This window comes from Acidiphilium acidophilum, assembly GCF_033842475.1.
Taxonomy (GTDB): Bacteria; Pseudomonadota; Alphaproteobacteria; order Acetobacterales; family Acetobacteraceae; genus Acidiphilium; species Acidiphilium acidophilum.
The window spans coordinates 1,515,357-1,531,659 of the sequence record NZ_JAWXYB010000018.1 but is presented as its reverse complement, the minus strand read 5'-3'; the positions used below and the strand labels follow the sequence as shown (position 1 = coordinate 1,531,659).

General features: G+C 63.4%; 9 protein-coding genes. 5 read left to right on the top strand and 4 right to left on the bottom strand.

Going from position 1 to position 16,303, the window contains the following annotated elements; genetic code table 11:
• Nucleotides 1-48: 48 nt before the first annotated feature.
• The 5 genes from SIL87_RS09875 (at nucleotide 49) to SIL87_RS09855 (ending at nucleotide 9,834) form a co-directional block, all read left to right on the top strand.
• The gene (locus SIL87_RS09875; protein ID WP_319614003.1) at nucleotides 49-1,560 is read left to right on the top strand and encodes an efflux transporter outer membrane subunit; all 1,512 of its coding nucleotides are present in this window, start codon (nucleotides 49-51) and stop codon (nucleotides 1,558-1,560) included.
• 2 nt (nucleotides 1,561-1,562) lie between these two features.
• Nucleotides 1,563-2,768, top strand: coding sequence for an efflux RND transporter periplasmic adaptor subunit (locus SIL87_RS09870; RefSeq protein WP_319614002.1), 1,206 nt, complete (start codon nucleotides 1,563-1,565; stop codon nucleotides 2,766-2,768).
• Entirely contained in the window at nucleotides 2,765-6,013 is a 3,249-nt protein-coding gene (locus tag SIL87_RS09865) for an efflux RND transporter permease subunit (protein ID WP_319614001.1), read from the top strand. The genes SIL87_RS09870 and SIL87_RS09865 overlap by 4 nt, the downstream gene beginning before the upstream one ends.
• 3 nt (nucleotides 6,014-6,016) lie before the next feature.
• A complete protein-coding gene (locus SIL87_RS09860) occupies nucleotides 6,017-9,109 on the top strand; it encodes an efflux RND transporter permease subunit (protein WP_319614000.1) in 3,093 nt (1,030 codons plus the stop codon).
• A 191-nt stretch (nucleotides 9,110-9,300) separates the two neighbouring features.
• A complete protein-coding gene (locus tag SIL87_RS09855; protein WP_319613999.1) occupies nucleotides 9,301-9,834 on the top strand; it encodes a hypothetical protein in 534 nt (177 codons plus the stop codon).
• Nucleotides 9,835-9,838: 4 nt separating this feature from the next.
• On the opposite strand, the gene glgA is transcribed toward SIL87_RS09855, so the two are convergent.
• The 4 genes from glgA to tsaD are packed head-to-tail and all read right to left on the bottom strand — an operon-like array spanning nucleotide 9,839 to nucleotide 16,300.
• Nucleotides 9,839-11,290, bottom strand: coding sequence for a glycogen synthase GlgA (gene glgA, locus SIL87_RS09850; RefSeq protein ID WP_319613998.1), 1,452 nt, complete (start codon nucleotides 11,288-11,290; stop codon nucleotides 9,839-9,841).
• A gap of 16 nt (nucleotides 11,291-11,306) precedes the next feature.
• On the bottom strand, nucleotides 11,307-12,569 hold the full coding sequence (gene glgC / locus SIL87_RS09845) for a glucose-1-phosphate adenylyltransferase (protein WP_319613997.1): 1,263 nt from the start codon (nucleotides 12,567-12,569) through the stop codon (nucleotides 11,307-11,309).
• Between the two features lie 60 nt (nucleotides 12,570-12,629).
• On the bottom strand, nucleotides 12,630-15,149 hold the full coding sequence (locus tag SIL87_RS09840) for a glycogen/starch/alpha-glucan phosphorylase (RefSeq protein ID WP_319613996.1): 2,520 nt from the start codon (nucleotides 15,147-15,149) through the stop codon (nucleotides 12,630-12,632).
• A gap of 41 nt (nucleotides 15,150-15,190) precedes the next feature.
• Nucleotides 15,191-16,300 (bottom strand): tRNA (adenosine(37)-N6)-threonylcarbamoyltransferase complex transferase subunit TsaD, encoded by a 1,110-nt coding sequence (gene tsaD / locus SIL87_RS09835; protein WP_319613995.1) that lies wholly within the window; start codon nucleotides 16,298-16,300, stop codon nucleotides 15,191-15,193.
• Nucleotides 16,301-16,303 lie beyond the last annotated feature (3 nt).

The following is a 16,303-nucleotide window of genomic DNA, read 5'->3' as shown; positions in this document are numbered from 1 at the left end:
ATGCAATGACACTGTTACAATTGGGCGGTAAGGCAGGATCGACATGATGTGCAGAACGCCTCCCCTCCCCGCCTGTTTTCACGCCTGCCGGCCTTGCGATCTGTGATCGGCGCGAGGCCGTTGGTTCGCTTCGGGCTTCTGGCAACGCCCTTGCTGCTTGCGGGCTGTGTCGTGGGGCCGTCGTTTCATGGCCCGAAACTCGCGGTGCCGACCGCTTTCCTCTCGCCCTCGCGCGCGGCGCCGGCGTGGCCGAAGCCGGGATGGTGGCGCAATTTCGGGTCGCCCGAACTCGATTCGCTGGTGGAGGCCGCCAAGCTTCATAATTTTTCGGTGATCGAGGCGATCGATCAGCTGGAGGCGGCGAACGCGCAGATCGAGGTATCCGGATCGCCCTTGCTGCCGAGCATTACGGGATCGGGTAGCGGCAACTTCCAGCAGGCCGGGACCGGGGCGGCGGGTGCGTCTTCGCGCTCCGCCTTTTCGCAGTTCGGCGGCGTGGGATCGGGCAAGAATTCGACCACGCACAGTTATTCGGCAAATTTCCAGGCCTCGTATGAGCTCGATTTCTGGGGCAAGAATTACGATGCGCTGCGGGCGGCGCAGGCCAATGCGGCGGCGGCGCAGTTCAATGCGGCGACGGTTGCGCTGACCGAGGAAGCCTCGGTCGCGACCACGTATTTCCAGGTTCTCGCTTACGAGGATGAACTGGCGATCGCGCATCATAATCTCGATGCCGCGCAGGGTCTGCTCGCTCAGTTGAAGGCGGAATTCAAGGCCGGCGTGGTGGATGAGCCGACCGTCGCGCAGCAGGCGGCACTGGTCGCGAGCGAACGGGCGACGATTCCGAATCTGGTGTCCGAGTTGCGCCAGCAGGCGCTGGGGCTGGGCATTCTGACCGGCAAGGCGCCCGAGTTTCTCCGGGTCAAGGGTGGATCGCTCAACGACATCGTCGTCCCGCCGCTGCGACCGGGATTACCGGCCCAGTTGCTTGAGCGGCGGCCGGACGTGGCCGAGGCGGAGGCCACCCTGATCGGCGCCAATGCGACGGTTCGCGGCGCGTTCGCGTCGTTCTTTCCCTCGATCACGCTGACCGGGTCGGGCGGGTGGCAGAGCACGGCGCTCAATACGTTGTTCAACCCCGGCTCGGCCCTGCTCTCGGCGGTGTCCTCGTTGAGCCAGCCGATTTTCGAGGGTGGCGCATTGACCGGCACGCTCAACGTCGATCGGGCGACGTATCGAGAGGATGTCGCGAAATATGAGCAGGCGGTGGTTCAGGCGTTCACCGATGTCGAAACCGCGATGACGGCGCTGCATTACGCGACCGACCAGGAGCATCTGCAGCAGATCGCGGTGCAACGCGCGCAGGCGGCGCTCGACGGGGCGCGGGCGCAGCTTCAGGCAGGCGTCGTCGATGTCAGCACCGTGCTCAATGCCGAGGAGACCCTGCTTTCCGATGAGAATACTTTGGAACAATCGCGGCTCACGCGGCTGGATGCGGCGGTGAATTTGTACAAGGCGATGGGCGGCGGCTGGGTGTTACCAAAGAACGAGGTGCGATAATCATGGCGAGACGCCGGGGCAGAGTGATCGTTGTCGTTGTCGTTGTCGTGCTCGTGCTGGTCGCCGTCGTGGTGATCCGGCTGGAGCACGGGACCGGCAAGAAGAAACATATGGCATCGACCGCGATACCCGTGACGGTCGCGAAGGCCGTTGTGCAGACCGTACCGGTCTATCTCGATGCGCTCGGGACCGTGGTGCCCTACCGCACAGTGACGGTGCAGCCGATGATCACCGGGCCGCTCGAAAAAGTCCTGTTCCATGAGGGGCAGTTCGTGAAGAAGGGGCAGGAGATCGCCGAGATCGACCCTGCCCCCTATCAGGCGACGCTGGCGCAGGCCAAGGCGAAGCTTGCGCAGGATCAGGCGAGCTTGGTCAACGCCGAATTGCAGGCGCGCCAGTACGCCTCGCTGGTCGCGCAGAATTATACCTCGAAACAGCAGGCGGCGACCGCGAATGCCACGGCGGCGGAAGACCGCGCACTGGTGATGCAGGACAAGGCCAGCATCGAATCCGATCAGATCAGTCTGGGATACACCAAAATCACCGCCCCGATTTCGGGCATCACCGGAATTCTGCAGGTCAATGCCGGGAATATCGTCAACCCGAATCTGTCGAACGGGATTGTCGTGATCAATACGCTGCAACCGGTTTCGGTGCAGTTCAGCCTGCCGCAGCAGGACCTGCCGCAGATCACGGCGGCGATGAGCAAGGGCAAGGTCGATCTCGTCGCGACGGCGGAAGGCAATCCGCAGACCGCCAAAGTGCTCGATCACGGGGTAATTTCCGTGCTGGACAACACGGTGAGCGCCAGCACCGGGACGCTGACGTTGAAGGGCAATTTTCCCAATCCGAAGCTCGCCTTGTGGCCGGGCGCCTATGTGAACGTCCGCACGCTGGTGCGCACCATCCCCAATGCGGTGACGGTGCCGCCGGTCGCCGTGCAGCAGGGGCCGCAGGGAAGTTTCGTGTTTCTGATCAAGCCGTCCGCCGCGGGCCACAAGAACCCGACGGTGATCGATCAGGCGGTGACGATCGGCTACGAGGATGAAGCGACGATCGTCATCACGAAAGGCATCACCGCCGGCGAGGAGGTGGTGACCGAAGGGAATTCCCGACTCAAGGACGGCTCCAAGGTCAAGATCGTCACCGGTGCGGGCGCTGGCGCGACCTCCGGGACCGGCGCGCCGACACCGGGCGGTTCTGCGTGAATATTTCGGCACCGTTCATCGGCAGGCCGGTTGCGACCACGCTGCTCGCGATCGCGATTTTTCTGCTCGGTGTGCTCGGCTACCGCTCCCTGCCGGTCTCCTCCCTGCCGCAGGTGGATTTTCCGACGATCCAGGTGGTGACCAAGCTGCCCGGAGCTTCGCCGGATACCGCCTCGAAACTGCTCACCGCCCCGCTCGAACGCCAGTTCGGGGAAATCGCCGGTCTTTCCTCGATGAGTTCGATTTCGAGCCAGAATACCAGCGCGATCACCCTGCGGTTCGATCTTTCGGTTTCACTCGATACCGCAGCCCAGAACGTCCAGGCCGCGATCAACGCCGCCTCGGGCACACTGCCGCCGAATTTGCAGTATCCTCCGACCTATACCGAGGTGAACCCGGCGGATGCGCCGATCGTGAGCATTGCCCTCACCTCGACGACCGTGCCGATCTACACGATCGCGAACGCGGCGCAGACCCAGATCGTGCCGAAGCTCTCGGAAATATCCGGGGTCGGCAATGTCTCGGTCGAAGGGGGGATGACCAAGGCGATCCGTATCAATGTGAACCCGGCACGGCTCGCCGCCTACGGGCTGTCGCTCGAGGATGTCCGCAACGCCATTTCCAATGCCAACCAGACCGGCGCCAAGGGCGCGTTCGATGGCAAAAATCAAGCCTACACCCTGGGCGCCAACGACCAGATCACCGCGCCCGCGCAATACCGCAACCTCATCATCGCCTATTCCCACGACGCGCCGGTGCGGCTTTCGGCGGTGGGCACCGTGACGGACGGGCTGGAAAATAACCAGCAACTGGGCAGCTACAACAACGTCCCCGCCGTCGTGCTCGACATCCAGCGCCAGCCCGGCGCCAATATCGTGAGCACGGTGCAGCGGGTTCAGTCGGCGCTCGGCGAATTGCGCAAGGATCTGCCGCCGGGGATCAAGGTGCAGATCGTCGCCAACCGGACCGGCACGATCAAGGCTTCGGTGAATGACGTGCAGATCACCCTGATCACATCGGCGCTGCTGGTGATCCTGGTGATTTTTCTGTTCCTGCCCAATCCCCGCGCGGTGCTGATCCCTGCGGTGGCGCTGCCGCTCTCGATCGTCGCGACCTTCGCGGTGATGAGCGAGCTTGGCTATCAGCTCGACAATTTGTCGCTGATGGCGCTGACTGTGGCATCGGGATTCGTGGTCGACGATGCGATCGTGATGATCGAGAATATCGTGCGATTCATCGAGGCCGGCGAAACGCCGATGCGCGCGGCGTATCTCGGCTCCCGGCAGATCGGCTTCACCATCGTGTCGCTGACCATTTCGCTGGTTGCGGTTTTCATTCCGCTGCTGTTCATGCCGGGGGTGATCGGGCGGCTGTTCTCGGAGTTCGCGGTGACGCTGGCGATCGCGGTGGTGATTTCGGCGGTGATTTCCTTGACGCTGACGCCGATGATGAGTGCGCGGCTGCTGCGTCCCGCCGATCAATCAAAGCCCGGGCGGGTGGCGCGCGCCGCCGAGGCCGGGCTGCTGGCGCTGCGGAACCGGTATCAGACCGGGCTGGACTGGAGCCTGCGCCATCGCCGGTTCATGATGCTGCTGTTCGGCGCGACCATCGTGATCACGGGGATCCTGTTCTACGTCATTCCGAAGGCGTTGCTGCCGCAGGAGGATACCGGCGCGATCGTGGCGGTGACGCAGGGCGCGCAGAGCATTTCGCTCGATGCGATGAACAAGCTGCAATCGCAGGCGGTGGCGACCATTCTGCGCAACAAGGCGGTGGCCGGGGTGACCTCGCTGCTCGGTTCGGGCCTGACCAACCCGACACCCAATACCGGGCGGCTCAACATCACCCTCACGCCGTTCGGCAAGCGGCCGGGGATCACCACGGTGATCAGCCAGTTGCAATCCTCGCTGGCCGGGATTCCGGGGCTGAACATCTATATGCAGCCGGTGCAGGACATTACCTTGTCGTCCCGGATATCGCCGACGCAGTACCAATATACGCTGACCGACACGAATCAGACCGAACTCGATCTCTGGGCGCGGAAAATCCAGGCGGCGATGGCGAAGCTGCCGCAACTGGCGGATCTGGCGAGCGATCAGCAGAATCAGGGACTTGAGACGTATATCAAGGTCGATCGCGCCGCCGCCGCACGGCTCGGGATCAGTATGGCGACGATCGAGGCGGTGCTCTACGATGCGTTCGGCCAGCGCCAGATTTCCACGATCTATACCCAGAACGCGCAGTATCGCGTCGTGCTCGGGGTCGATCCGCAATATGCGTCGTCGCCGCAGGCTCTTGCCAGTATCTATCTGCCGGCGAGCGGCCTGAGTTCGAGCAGCAGCACCACGGCTCTCGGGCCGGGCGGATCGGTCAGCGGCAATTCGACCACGACGGCAGGCTCCGCAAGTTCGACCACTTCGAGTTCGGGTACCGCCAACAGCAATACACTGGCCAACCTGCCCGCGCAGGTGCCGCTCACCCAGGTGGCGACGATCGAGCGCAAGTTCGGACCGCTGGCGATCACCCGGGAGGATCAGTTTCCCTCCGTGACGCTGAGTTTCAACCTTGCGAACGGCTCCTCGCTCGGTGCGGCGGAATCGGCTATTTTGGGGGCGGAGCGCAAGCTCGGCATACCCGAGACGATCTCAGGCTCGTTCAGCGGGGCCGCAGCGGAGTTCCAGACCTCGCTGGCGCAGGAGCCGTGGCTGATTCTCGCCGCACTGGTGGTGATCTATATCGTGCTGGGCGTGCTGTATGAATCGACGATTCATCCGTTGACGATCCTTTCGACCCTGCCGTCCGCCGGGGTCGGCGCGTTGCTGGCGTTGATGATCACCGGCACCGAGTTCACCCTGGTGGCGCTGGTCGGCATCGTGCTGCTGATGGGGATCGTGAAAAAGAACGGTATCATCATGGTCGATTTCGCGATCGAGGCCGAGCGTAATCGCGGGCTTTCGCCGGAGGCTGCGATCATGGAAGCGGCGATCCTGCGGTTCCGGCCGATCATGATGACGACGCTGGCGGCGCTGTTCGGTGCGGTGCCGCTGGTGCTCGAAGGCGGGGCGGGATCGGAACTGCGCGCACCGCTCGGCATCACGATCATCGGCGGCTTGCTGCTCAGCCAGTTGCTGACCTTGTTCACCACGCCCGTGATCTATCTGGCGATGGATCGGCTGCGTCCGGCGTCGCGGCTGGCTTCGGCCAGCGAGACCAATGGGCCGGGCGCACCCGCCCCGGCCGAATAGGCGATGAGTTTTTCCGAGCCTTTCATCCGGAGGCCGATCGGAACCGCGCTGCTCGCGATCGGGATCATGATCGCGGGGATTCTGGCGTATGGTCAGTTGCCGGTTGCGGCGGTGCCGAGCATTCCGATTCCCGCGATCGTGGTTTTCGCTTCCGAGCCCGGCGCTTCGCCCAGCATCATGGCCAGTACGGTGGCGGCACCGCTGGAGCACACGCTCGGCACCATTCCGGGGATCGACGATGTGCGCTCGATCAATTCGGTCGGGTCGTCATCGGTGATTCTGTTGTTCGACACCGATACCAACATCAACACCGATGCCCATGCGGTGCAGGCCGCGATCAACGCAGCCCTGCCCAATCTGCCCTCGGCGATGCCGAGCCGGCCGTTCTACAAGGAGTTCAACCCGGCATCGCGCCCGGTGCTGACCCTGGCGCTGACCTCGAAGACGCTCAGCCTCGGCGATATCTACAATGTCGCCGACACGGTTCTGGATCAGCGGCTTGCGCAGGTCTCGGGGGTTGCACAGGTCAATCTGTACGGCGGGGGGTCGCCCGCCGTGCGGATCAGGTTGAATACCCAGGCCCTTGCCGCCGCAGGCCTCACCAGCACGGATGTCTATAATTCGGTGCGAAGCGCCAACGAGACCGAGCCGCTCGGCGTGCTGCAAGGCCCGCACCGCGCCAGCATCATTACCGCCAACGGCCAGTTGAGCACTGCGGCGCAATATCGGCGGATCGTGCTGAAAACCAAATCGGGCGCGCTGCTCCAGCTTTCGGATGTCGCCTCGGTGGTCGATAGCGTGGCAAATACCCAGCTTGCGGCCTCGGCCAACGGCCAGCCGGCGATCACCATCGAGATCACCAAGACCGCCCAGGCCAACGTGATCAAGACGGTCGAGGGGATCAAGAAGCTGTTGCCGGAGGTCGAGAAATTTCTTCCGCCGTCGGTGAAATTACAGATCATGACGGACCGGACCACCACCATCCGCGCGAGTGTGGCCGACATCCAGCTGACCCTGCTGATCACCATCATTCTCGTGCTCATGGTGGTGACGCTGTTCATGCGGCGGCTGACCCCGACAATTGCAGCGGGGGTGACGGTGCCGCTTTCGCTTGCGGGTACGGTGGCGGCCATGTGGGCGCTCGGGTTTTCGCTCGACAATTTTTCGCTGCTGGCGCTGACGATCTGTGTCGGTTTCGTGGTGGACGATGCAATCGTGATGATCGAGAATATCGTCGCCCAGCACGAACGGGGCCTGACCGGGATCGAGGCGGCGCTGGTCGGGGCGAGGCAGATCGGGTTCACCGTGATCTCGATCACGGTCTCACTGGTCGTCGTGTTCCTGCCGCTGACCCTGATGGGCGGGATCATCGGCGGGCTATTCTACGAATTCGCCATGACCCTGTCGGTCGCGATCGTGATTTCCGGGCTGATCTCGCTGACCGTGACGCCGATGATCTGCGCTCATTTCATGGGGCGCACGCCGAAGGTCGGACGTGATTCGCGGCTCGCGCGCGGGATCGACCGGCTCTACAACCGCAGCCTCGCCGCCTATGTCCGCAGCCTCGACTGGGCGCTCGATCACCGCTGGCTGATGCTCGCGAGTTTTTTCCTGACCATCGTTTTGACCATCTTTCTCTACATGAAAATCCCCAAGGCCTTTATTCCGGAGGAGGATACCGGGCTGATCATCGCGCAGACGCTGGCACCATCGGATGTTTCGTTCCAGCGGATGCAGCGGCTTGAGGCGCGGGTGGTCAAGGTGATCGATGCCAATCCGGCGGTGGCGACCACGACATCGCGCATCGGGGTCGCGAACGGATTTTCCTCGGCCAATCGCGGCACCATGTTCATCGGGCTCAAGCCGCTCGATCAGCGCAACATCTCGGCGCAGAACGTGATCGTTCAGTTGCAGAAGAAGCTCGCGCATATTCCCGGCATCTCGACCAACATGCAGGTAGCACAGGATATTTTTTTCGGTGGACAGTCGAATGGCGGCGAATACAGCTTCTCGGTGATCGATACGTCGCTCGACGGGCTGGATACCGTGACCCAGCAGATCGAGACGAAGTTGCGGACGCTCAAGGACATCAACAATATCTCGACCGATCAGAACAAGGCTCAGACCGAGATCATGATCGATATCAACCGCAACGCCGCAGCACGGCTCGGGGTCTCGATCGCGGCGATCGACGGGGTGTTGCAGAACGCCTTTGCGCAGCAGCAGATCTCAAGGATCTATGAGGCGCAGAACCAGTACGAGGTGGTGATGAAAGTCCCTGCCGACCTCGATCGTTCGCCGAGCAACCTCAGCCACATTTTCGTCGCCGGCAGCAAGGGGCCGGTGCCGCTCGACCAGGTCGCAACCTACACCCGCACCACCGCGCCCCTGTCGGTGACGCATCTCGACAGCGAGCCGGCGGGAACGATCAGTTTCAATATCGCCAAGGGGAGTTCGCTCGGCCCTGCGGTCGCGAAGGTGAAGGCGGCGATCGCCGAACTGCCGTTGCCCGACACGGTGAAAATCCAGTTCGGTGGCAATGCCAAGTACTTCCTCAAATCGCTCCAGACCGAGCCGTTGCTGATCCTTGCCGCGATCGTTGCGATCTATATCGTGCTCGGCGTGCTGTATGAAAGTCTGAGCCAGCCGCTCACGATTCTGTCGACCCTGCCTTCGGCCGGTGTCGGCGCGCTGCTGGCTTTGCTGATTACCGGCACGCCTCTGTCGGTGATCGGGGTGATCGGGGTGTTCCTGCTCATGGGGATCGTGAAAAAAAACGGCATCATGCTGGTCGATTTCGCGCTCAATGCCGAGCGCACCGGCAATATGGGGCCGGTGGATGCGATCCGCGCCGCCTGCGTCGAGCGTTTCCGCCCGATCATGATGACCACGATCGCGGCGATGCTCGGTGCCTTGCCCCTGGCCTTCGCGGTCGGCACCGGCGAACAGCTGCGCCGCCCGCTCGGGATTGCGGTGATCGGCGGGTTGATCGTCTGCCAGGCGCTCACGCTCTACACCACGCCGGTGATCTATCTGGCGCTCTCGGGGTTCGGCAAGCGCCGCGCGCGCCGAATCACCACGATGCCGGCCGAATAGGGTTCAGGCTACAGCCGCGTCCGGCTTGGCTATTTCGTGATCCGCGTCACAGTGTATAGTTTCGGACCTTATGTAAAAATGGCTGGCGCTGTATAACTGCCCGCCCACCAAAATGGATGCGTCGCCATTCTTCCAAATATTTAACGACGGACCGACTTAACGAAACCATTAAGATAGGAGAATTTAATCAAATGACCCTCTTATCCGATTGTCCTGCCGATAATGTCGTGCGCTTTCCGGTGGAAATGTCCCACCCGGACCTCGACACCCTGATTGCAATCGAGCCTGACGTGCTGTTCGTCGATGAATTATCGGAGCGCCACGGTCTCGACATGCTGCCCTTTGATTCGATCGAGTCCGGTGAGATCGAAGGCAACGCGTTGATCGATCGTCTATGGCGGCATCACCCGGCTGACGCCCAGGCCGAACTGGCCCGATTTCACCGTGCCGCGATGGCCGAGGCGATACGGCTCTGCCTTCGCGCGCGCGAAGCCGATTCGCGGGCCGCGAGGCTCCGGCGCGAGGCGGATATCGCGTCCGCCTGTCAGCGACCGGGGCACCTTGCTTCGGAGCAACGCGCCATGGCCGCAGAGCACGACGCAGCGGTGCGGACACTGGCGGCGATTGCCGCCGCCCATCGTGCGCGCGGGATCGATGCCGCAGTGACCATGGCACCGTACCGGGGCCGCGCGACATCCTGTTTCGGCATTCTCGATATACTGTAATCCCTCATTTGCCCGGGCGGGATTGTGCGAGCTGACGATAGAGCGATGCGTAGCGTCGTGCCGGCGCGGCCCAGGAGACGTCGAGCGCCATCGCGTTGCGCTGGATCTGCTGCCAGACCGCACGATCGGCGAACAAGGCGGCGCAACGGCGGATGCCATCGCGCAGTCCGGCAGCGGTGACCGGCGCGAACTGAAGTCCGGTGGCAACCCCCGCGCCGAGTGCCGCGGCATTCGCATCGATCACGGTGTCGACCAGACCACCGACCGCGGATACCAGCGGGATCGCGCCGTAGCGCTGGGCCGATAGCTGGGTGAGGCCGCACGGCTCGAAGCGCGATGGCACCATGACGGCATCGGCACCTGCCATGATCTGGTGAGCCAGCGCCTCTTCGAATCCGAACATCACCCCGACACGGCCGGGGTAGCGGGCGATCGCTTCGGCCAGAGCCCGCTCGATCGCCGGGTCGCCGGTGCCGAGGACCACGATCTGGGCATCGAGCGACTCCAGCAGCGGCAGCGCTTCGATGATCAAATCGATCCCCTTCTGAGCCGCGAGCCGGCTTACCACGCCGAACAGCAGGGATTCAGGGTGCGGCTTGAGACCCATTCGCGCCTGAAGTGCGACCTTGTTGGCGGGGCGAGCCTCGATCGTGGATGCGTCGTATCGCGCGACGAGTGCCCGATCCGTGGCGGGATTCCAGTTTGCGGTATCGAGACCGTTGAGAATGCCGTGTACCACGCTGCTTCGCGCGCGGATCAGGCCATCGAGCCCCATACCGCCCTCCGGCGTGGCGATTTCGACCGCGTAATGCGGCGAGACGGTGGTGATCGCATCGGCGAATTGCAGACCGGCCTTGAGGAAACCGATCGAGCCGTAATATTCCACGCCGTCCATTGCATAAGCCGCGACCGGCAGGCCGAGCGCGCCGAGCAGATAGGCGGGGAATTGACCCTGATAGGCCAGATTATGAACCGTCATGACGCTCGGCGGCGCAGGCAGACCATCGTAATGAAGATAGGCCGCGACCAGACCGGCCTGCCAGTCATGGGCATGAACGATATCCGGCACGAATCCCGAAATGGCACCACGCGCCACCAGTGAAGCTACCCGGCTCAACGCGGCAAAGCGCTGGGCATTATCCGGCCAGTCCACGCCGTTGGAGGCGAGGTAGGGATTGCCGGGCCGGGCGAACAGATGCGGGGCGTCGAGCGCAAAGAGCGGCAGCCCATCCGGTTCACCTGCCACGATGCGCGCGGGGCCGCCGAACAGATCGGTGATGTCGAGCGCGACCGCACCAGCCCCGAGCGCAGCCATAACGGCGGGATAGCCCGGTACCAATGCCCGCATGGTGATGGACTCGGCAGCGAGCGCCGCCGGCAGTGCGCCCATCACATCGGCAAGACCGCCGGTTTTTACCAGCGGATAGATCTCCGAACCGACCGAGAGGATTTTCATGACCGGATCGGGATTGTCACAGCCGGTCGATCATCGCCTTCGTGATCAAGCAGACGCCTTTCTCGGTGCGGCGAAAGCGCCTTGCATCCTCTTCGGGGTCTTCACCGACCACGAGACCTTCCGGAATGCGCACACCTCGGTCGATCACCACATTGGTCAACCGCGCATGGCGGCCGACATCCGCGTCCGGCAGGATCACGGCGGATGTCACCTGCGAAAACGAGTTGATCCGCACATCCGTGAACAACAGGGACCGCCGCAAGGCCGCACCGGAGATCACGCAGCCGCCGCAGACCAGCGAGGACACCGCAAGGCCGCGCCGACCTTCCTCGTCATGGATGAATTTGGCCGGTGGCGTTCCTTCGGTATAGGTCCAGATCGGCCAGGACCGGTCATAGATATCGAGGGCGGGGACGAAATCGGTCAGGTCGATATTCGACTCCCAATAGGCATCGATCGTACCGACATCGCGCCAATAGGGTTCGGCCTCCTTGGATGAACGGACGCAGGAGCGCGAGAAATGATGGGCCATCGCCCGGCCTTCCCGCACGAGGCGGGGGATGATGTCGCGACCGAAATCATGCTCGGAATGGGGATCGGCGGCGTCGTGGCGCAGGAGATCGAACAGGAATTTGGTCTCGAACACATAGATGCCCATGCTCGCGAGGGCGACATCGGTGCGGCCTGGCATCGGCGGCGGCTCGGCCGGTTTTTCGAGGAAGGCGAGGATCCGGTCGGACGTATCAATGTGCATCACGCCGAAGCCCGTCGCCTCGGCGAGCGGCACTTCGACACAGGCGACCGTGACATCCGCCTTCTGGGCGACGTGCTGCTGGAGCAGCATTTCGTAGTCCATTTTATAGATATGATCGCCGGCCAGAATGATGATGTGAGCGGGCGCGATGCTCTCGATGATCTCGATGTTCTGGTACACCGCATCGGCGGTGCCGAGATACCAGCTATGCTCCGAAACCCGCTGGCTGGCCGGCAGAATGTCGAAACTCTCGTTGCGCTCGCGGCGAAAGAAGGTCCAGCCGAGTTGCAGGTGGCGGATCAGGCTGTGCGCCTTGTACTGGGTGGCGACGCCGATATGGCGGATGCCGGAATTGAGCGCATTGGACAGCGCGAAATCGATGATTCGCCATTTCCCGCCGAAATGCACCGCCGGCTTCGCGCGCTTGTCGGTCAGGTCGTGCAGACGCGAGCCCCGCCCGCCAGCGAGGACGTAGGCCATCGCGTTCCGCGACAACGGGGTACTTTTGCCGTTTCCGATGATCATCGCCTGCTCCCTTCAGTTGTGGCCCGCGTCGTTGGTGCGCGGGTCCCGGTCTCTATTGGATCATGTGGTCTCCAGACCCGTGGTGCGCCAGATGTTCTGCGCATAATCACCGATCGCGCGGTCCGACGAAAAATAGGCCATCCCGGCGGTGTTCAGGATCGACGATTTCCACCACGCCTCCTGATCGAGCCATTTGCGGTCGACCGCCCGCTGGGTGGCGGCGTAGGAATCGAAATCGGCGGTGACGAGGAAACGGTCATCGCCGCGCAATTCATGGACCAGCGGATGAAACCTGGCGGAGTCATCAGGTGAAAAGACCCCCGACCACACCGCATCGATCACTTCGGCGAGCGCCGGAGAGGCGCTGATCGATTGCTGCGGGCGCCAGCCGTCCCGCTTGCGCGCGGCGACCTCGGCGGCGGTGAGACCGAAGATAAAAATGTTCTCATCGCCGACATGATCGCGGATCTCGACATTGGCGCCATCGAGCGTGCCGATGGTCAACGCGCCGTTCAGGGCGAATTTCATGTTGCCGGTGCCGGATGCCTCCATGCCGGCGGTGGAAATCTGCTCGGAGAGATCCGCCGCCGGGATGATCATTTCGGCGAGGCTGACATTGAAATTCGGCATGAACACGACCTTGAGCAGGCCGCGCACCGTCGGATCGCTGTTGATGACCCGTGCCACATCGTTGATCAGCTTGATGATCAGCTTGGCCTGATGATAGCTCGCCGCCGCCTTGCCCGCGAAGATTTTCACCCGCGGCACCCAGCCCGCCGAAGGGCGGGCGCGGATCGCATCGTAGAGAGCGATGGTTTCGAGAATATTGAGAAGCTGGCGTTTATATTCGTGGATCCGCTTGACGTGGATGTCGAACATCGCATCGGGATCGAGCTTGATCCGCATCCGGTCGCGCACCCATTTCGCCAGGGTGATCTTGTGGTTGCGCCGGCAGGCGATCAGGCGGTTGCGGAACCCGGCATCGGTTGCCAGATCGCGCAGTCCGGCGAGCTCGGCAGGATCGTCACACACATGCTCGCCCAGCGCCTCCACCAGCAGGCGGGTGAGGCCGGGATTGGCCTCATAGAGCCAGCGCCGGAAGGTGATGCCGTTGGTGACGTTGGTGATCCGCTCGGGGAACATCCGGTGCAGATCGGCGAACACCGTCTCGCGCATCAGGTCGGTGTGCAGGGCCGAGACGCCGTTGATCCGGTGGGACCCGATGAAGGCGAGCGTGCCCATTCGCACCCGGCGACCGTGGGATTCATCGATCAGGGACAGCCCGGCGAGTTTTTCGTTACTGCCCATGCCGAGCAGGCGAACCTGTTCGAGGTGTTCGGCGTTGATCAGGTAGATGATCTGCATCTGGCGCGGCAACATCCGCTCCATCAGCGGCACCGGCCAGGTTTCCAGCGCCTCGGGCAGCAGGGTGTGATTGGTGTAGGAGAACGTGCCTTTGGTGATCTCCCACGCATCCGCCCAGGGGATGCCATGAACGTCGATCAGCAGCCGCATCAGCTCGGCCACCGCGATGGAAGGGTGGGTGTCGTTCAACTGGATCGCGACCTTCTGCGGCAGGAGGCGCAGATCCTTGAACTGTGCGATATGCCGGCGGAGCATGTCCTGCAGCGAGGCGGCGGCAAAGAAATATTCCTGGCGGAGCCGGAGTTCCTGCCCCGCCGGGGTTGCATCTGAAGGGTAGAGCACGCGCGAGATCGATTGCGCCCGGACATCCTGCGCCAGCGCGCCGACATAATCGCCGGCATTGAAGGTTTCGAGCTGAAGCGGATCGACCGCGCGGGCCGACCAGAGCCTCAGCGAATTGACGTGCCGGCCCCGCCAGCCGACCACCGGCGTATCGTACGCGACCGCGCGCACCACCTCGCCGGGGTGCCAGACGTGGCGGGCGTCGCCATTATCGTCGCGCACCGCCTCGACCGACCCACCGAAGCCGATATCGTAGGACACTTCAGGCCGCTCGAACTCCCAGGGATTGCCGACGGCGAGCCAGTCTTCCGGGAATTCGAGTTGCCGTCCGTCGTCGATCGCCTGCTTGAACAAGCCGTTATTGTAGCGAATGCCATAGCCGTATCCCGGGATGGCGAGTGTGGCCATGCTTTCCATGAAACAGGCGGCGAGTCGCCCGAGACCGCCATTGCCGAGGGCGGCATCGGGTTCGGCATCGCGCACCCGGTCGAGATCGACGCCGAGACCGGCAAGCGCGCTGCGGGTGACATCGACCATGCCCAGATTGGTGAGCGTGTCGAACATCAGCCGGCCGATCAGGAATTCCAGCGAGAGGTAATAGACCCGCTTGTGACCGCGATCGTAGATTTTATTGGTGCTGGCAATCCAGCGCTCCACCACCCGGTCGCGCAGGGCGAGGGCAAGGGCCACGAACCAGTCCCGGTCGTTCGCGGTTACTACGTTTTTGCCGACGCCGTAGATCAGTTTCGCAACGATCGCCTCGCGCCAGTCCTCGCTCGTGCGGATCGGTGCCAGCGGCGGCGGATCGGCCGAGAGGGGCTTTTTCGCGCGCCTGGTCGGGTCGATGCGGTCCTGCACCGGCGAGTTATCCATCGAAAAGTCACCTCTTTGTTTATTGCGTTAGAGCCTCATAATCAGACTGCCACGGAAACCGCCTTGCCCGCAATCAAACTTTGCACTGCACCATCAAGCGGCCAGCGTGGCCGGCAGTGCGCCGCCAGATCATCGGATGAATACCCGGCACGACGCCGTTCGATCGCGGCCCAGGCGACCATCGTTGCGTTGTCGGTACAAAGACGGAGAGGTGGTGCGATCAGGGTAAGCCCTCCTGCCGTGGCAGTCGCTTCCAGCCGCCCACGGATCGCGCGATTCGAGGCGACGCCCCCGGCGACAACCACGCAGGTCGCATCGGGCATCATCGCCAGCGCATGTGAAAGGCGATCGGCCATCGCCTCAACCACGGCGGCCTGAAACGAGGCGGCGATATCCGCTGCCATCCCGCGTGGCAGGCTGCCGGGCGGCAGGCGTGAGACGATCTGTGCCACGGCGGTCTTGAGGCCGGAGAATGAAAAATCGCAACCCGCCCGCCCGAGCAGCGGGCGCGGCAGGGTAAACCGGGCCGGATCGCCCTCGGCTGCGAGCGCTTCGAGCGCCGGGCCGCCGGGATAGCCGAGGCCGAGCAGTTTCGCGACCTTGTCGAACACCTCGCCGGCGGCATCGTCGAGCGTCGTGCCGAGGCGGCGATAGCGCCCCACCGCCTCGACCGCGATAAGCGCGGTATGGCCCCCGGAGACCAGCAGCAGCAGGTAGGGGAAATCCGGCGCCCGGGCTGCAATGCCGGGGAGCCGCGCGGTCAGCGCGTGGGCTTCGAGATGGTTGATGGCGTAGAACGCAGCACCGGTCGCCAGCGCCATCCCCTTCGCAAATCCGGCACCCACGATCAGGCCTCCGATCAGACCGGGCCCCACCGTCGCCGCGATTCCGCTGAGGTCGCGCGCCGCGATCCCCGCTTCGGCGAGAGCGGCGCGCACCATCGGCGCCAGAGCGGCGAGGTGCGCGCGCGCAGCAATTTCGGGCACCACGCCACCGAACGGGGCATGATCGGCGATCTGACTCGCCACGATCTCGGCGCGCACCCTGCCCTCCCCGTCGAGCACGGCGCAGGCGGTTTCGTCGCACGAGCTTTCGATCCCCAGCATCATCGCGGGTGGATCACGCCCGTTCGTGTCATCGGAAACTGACATTTC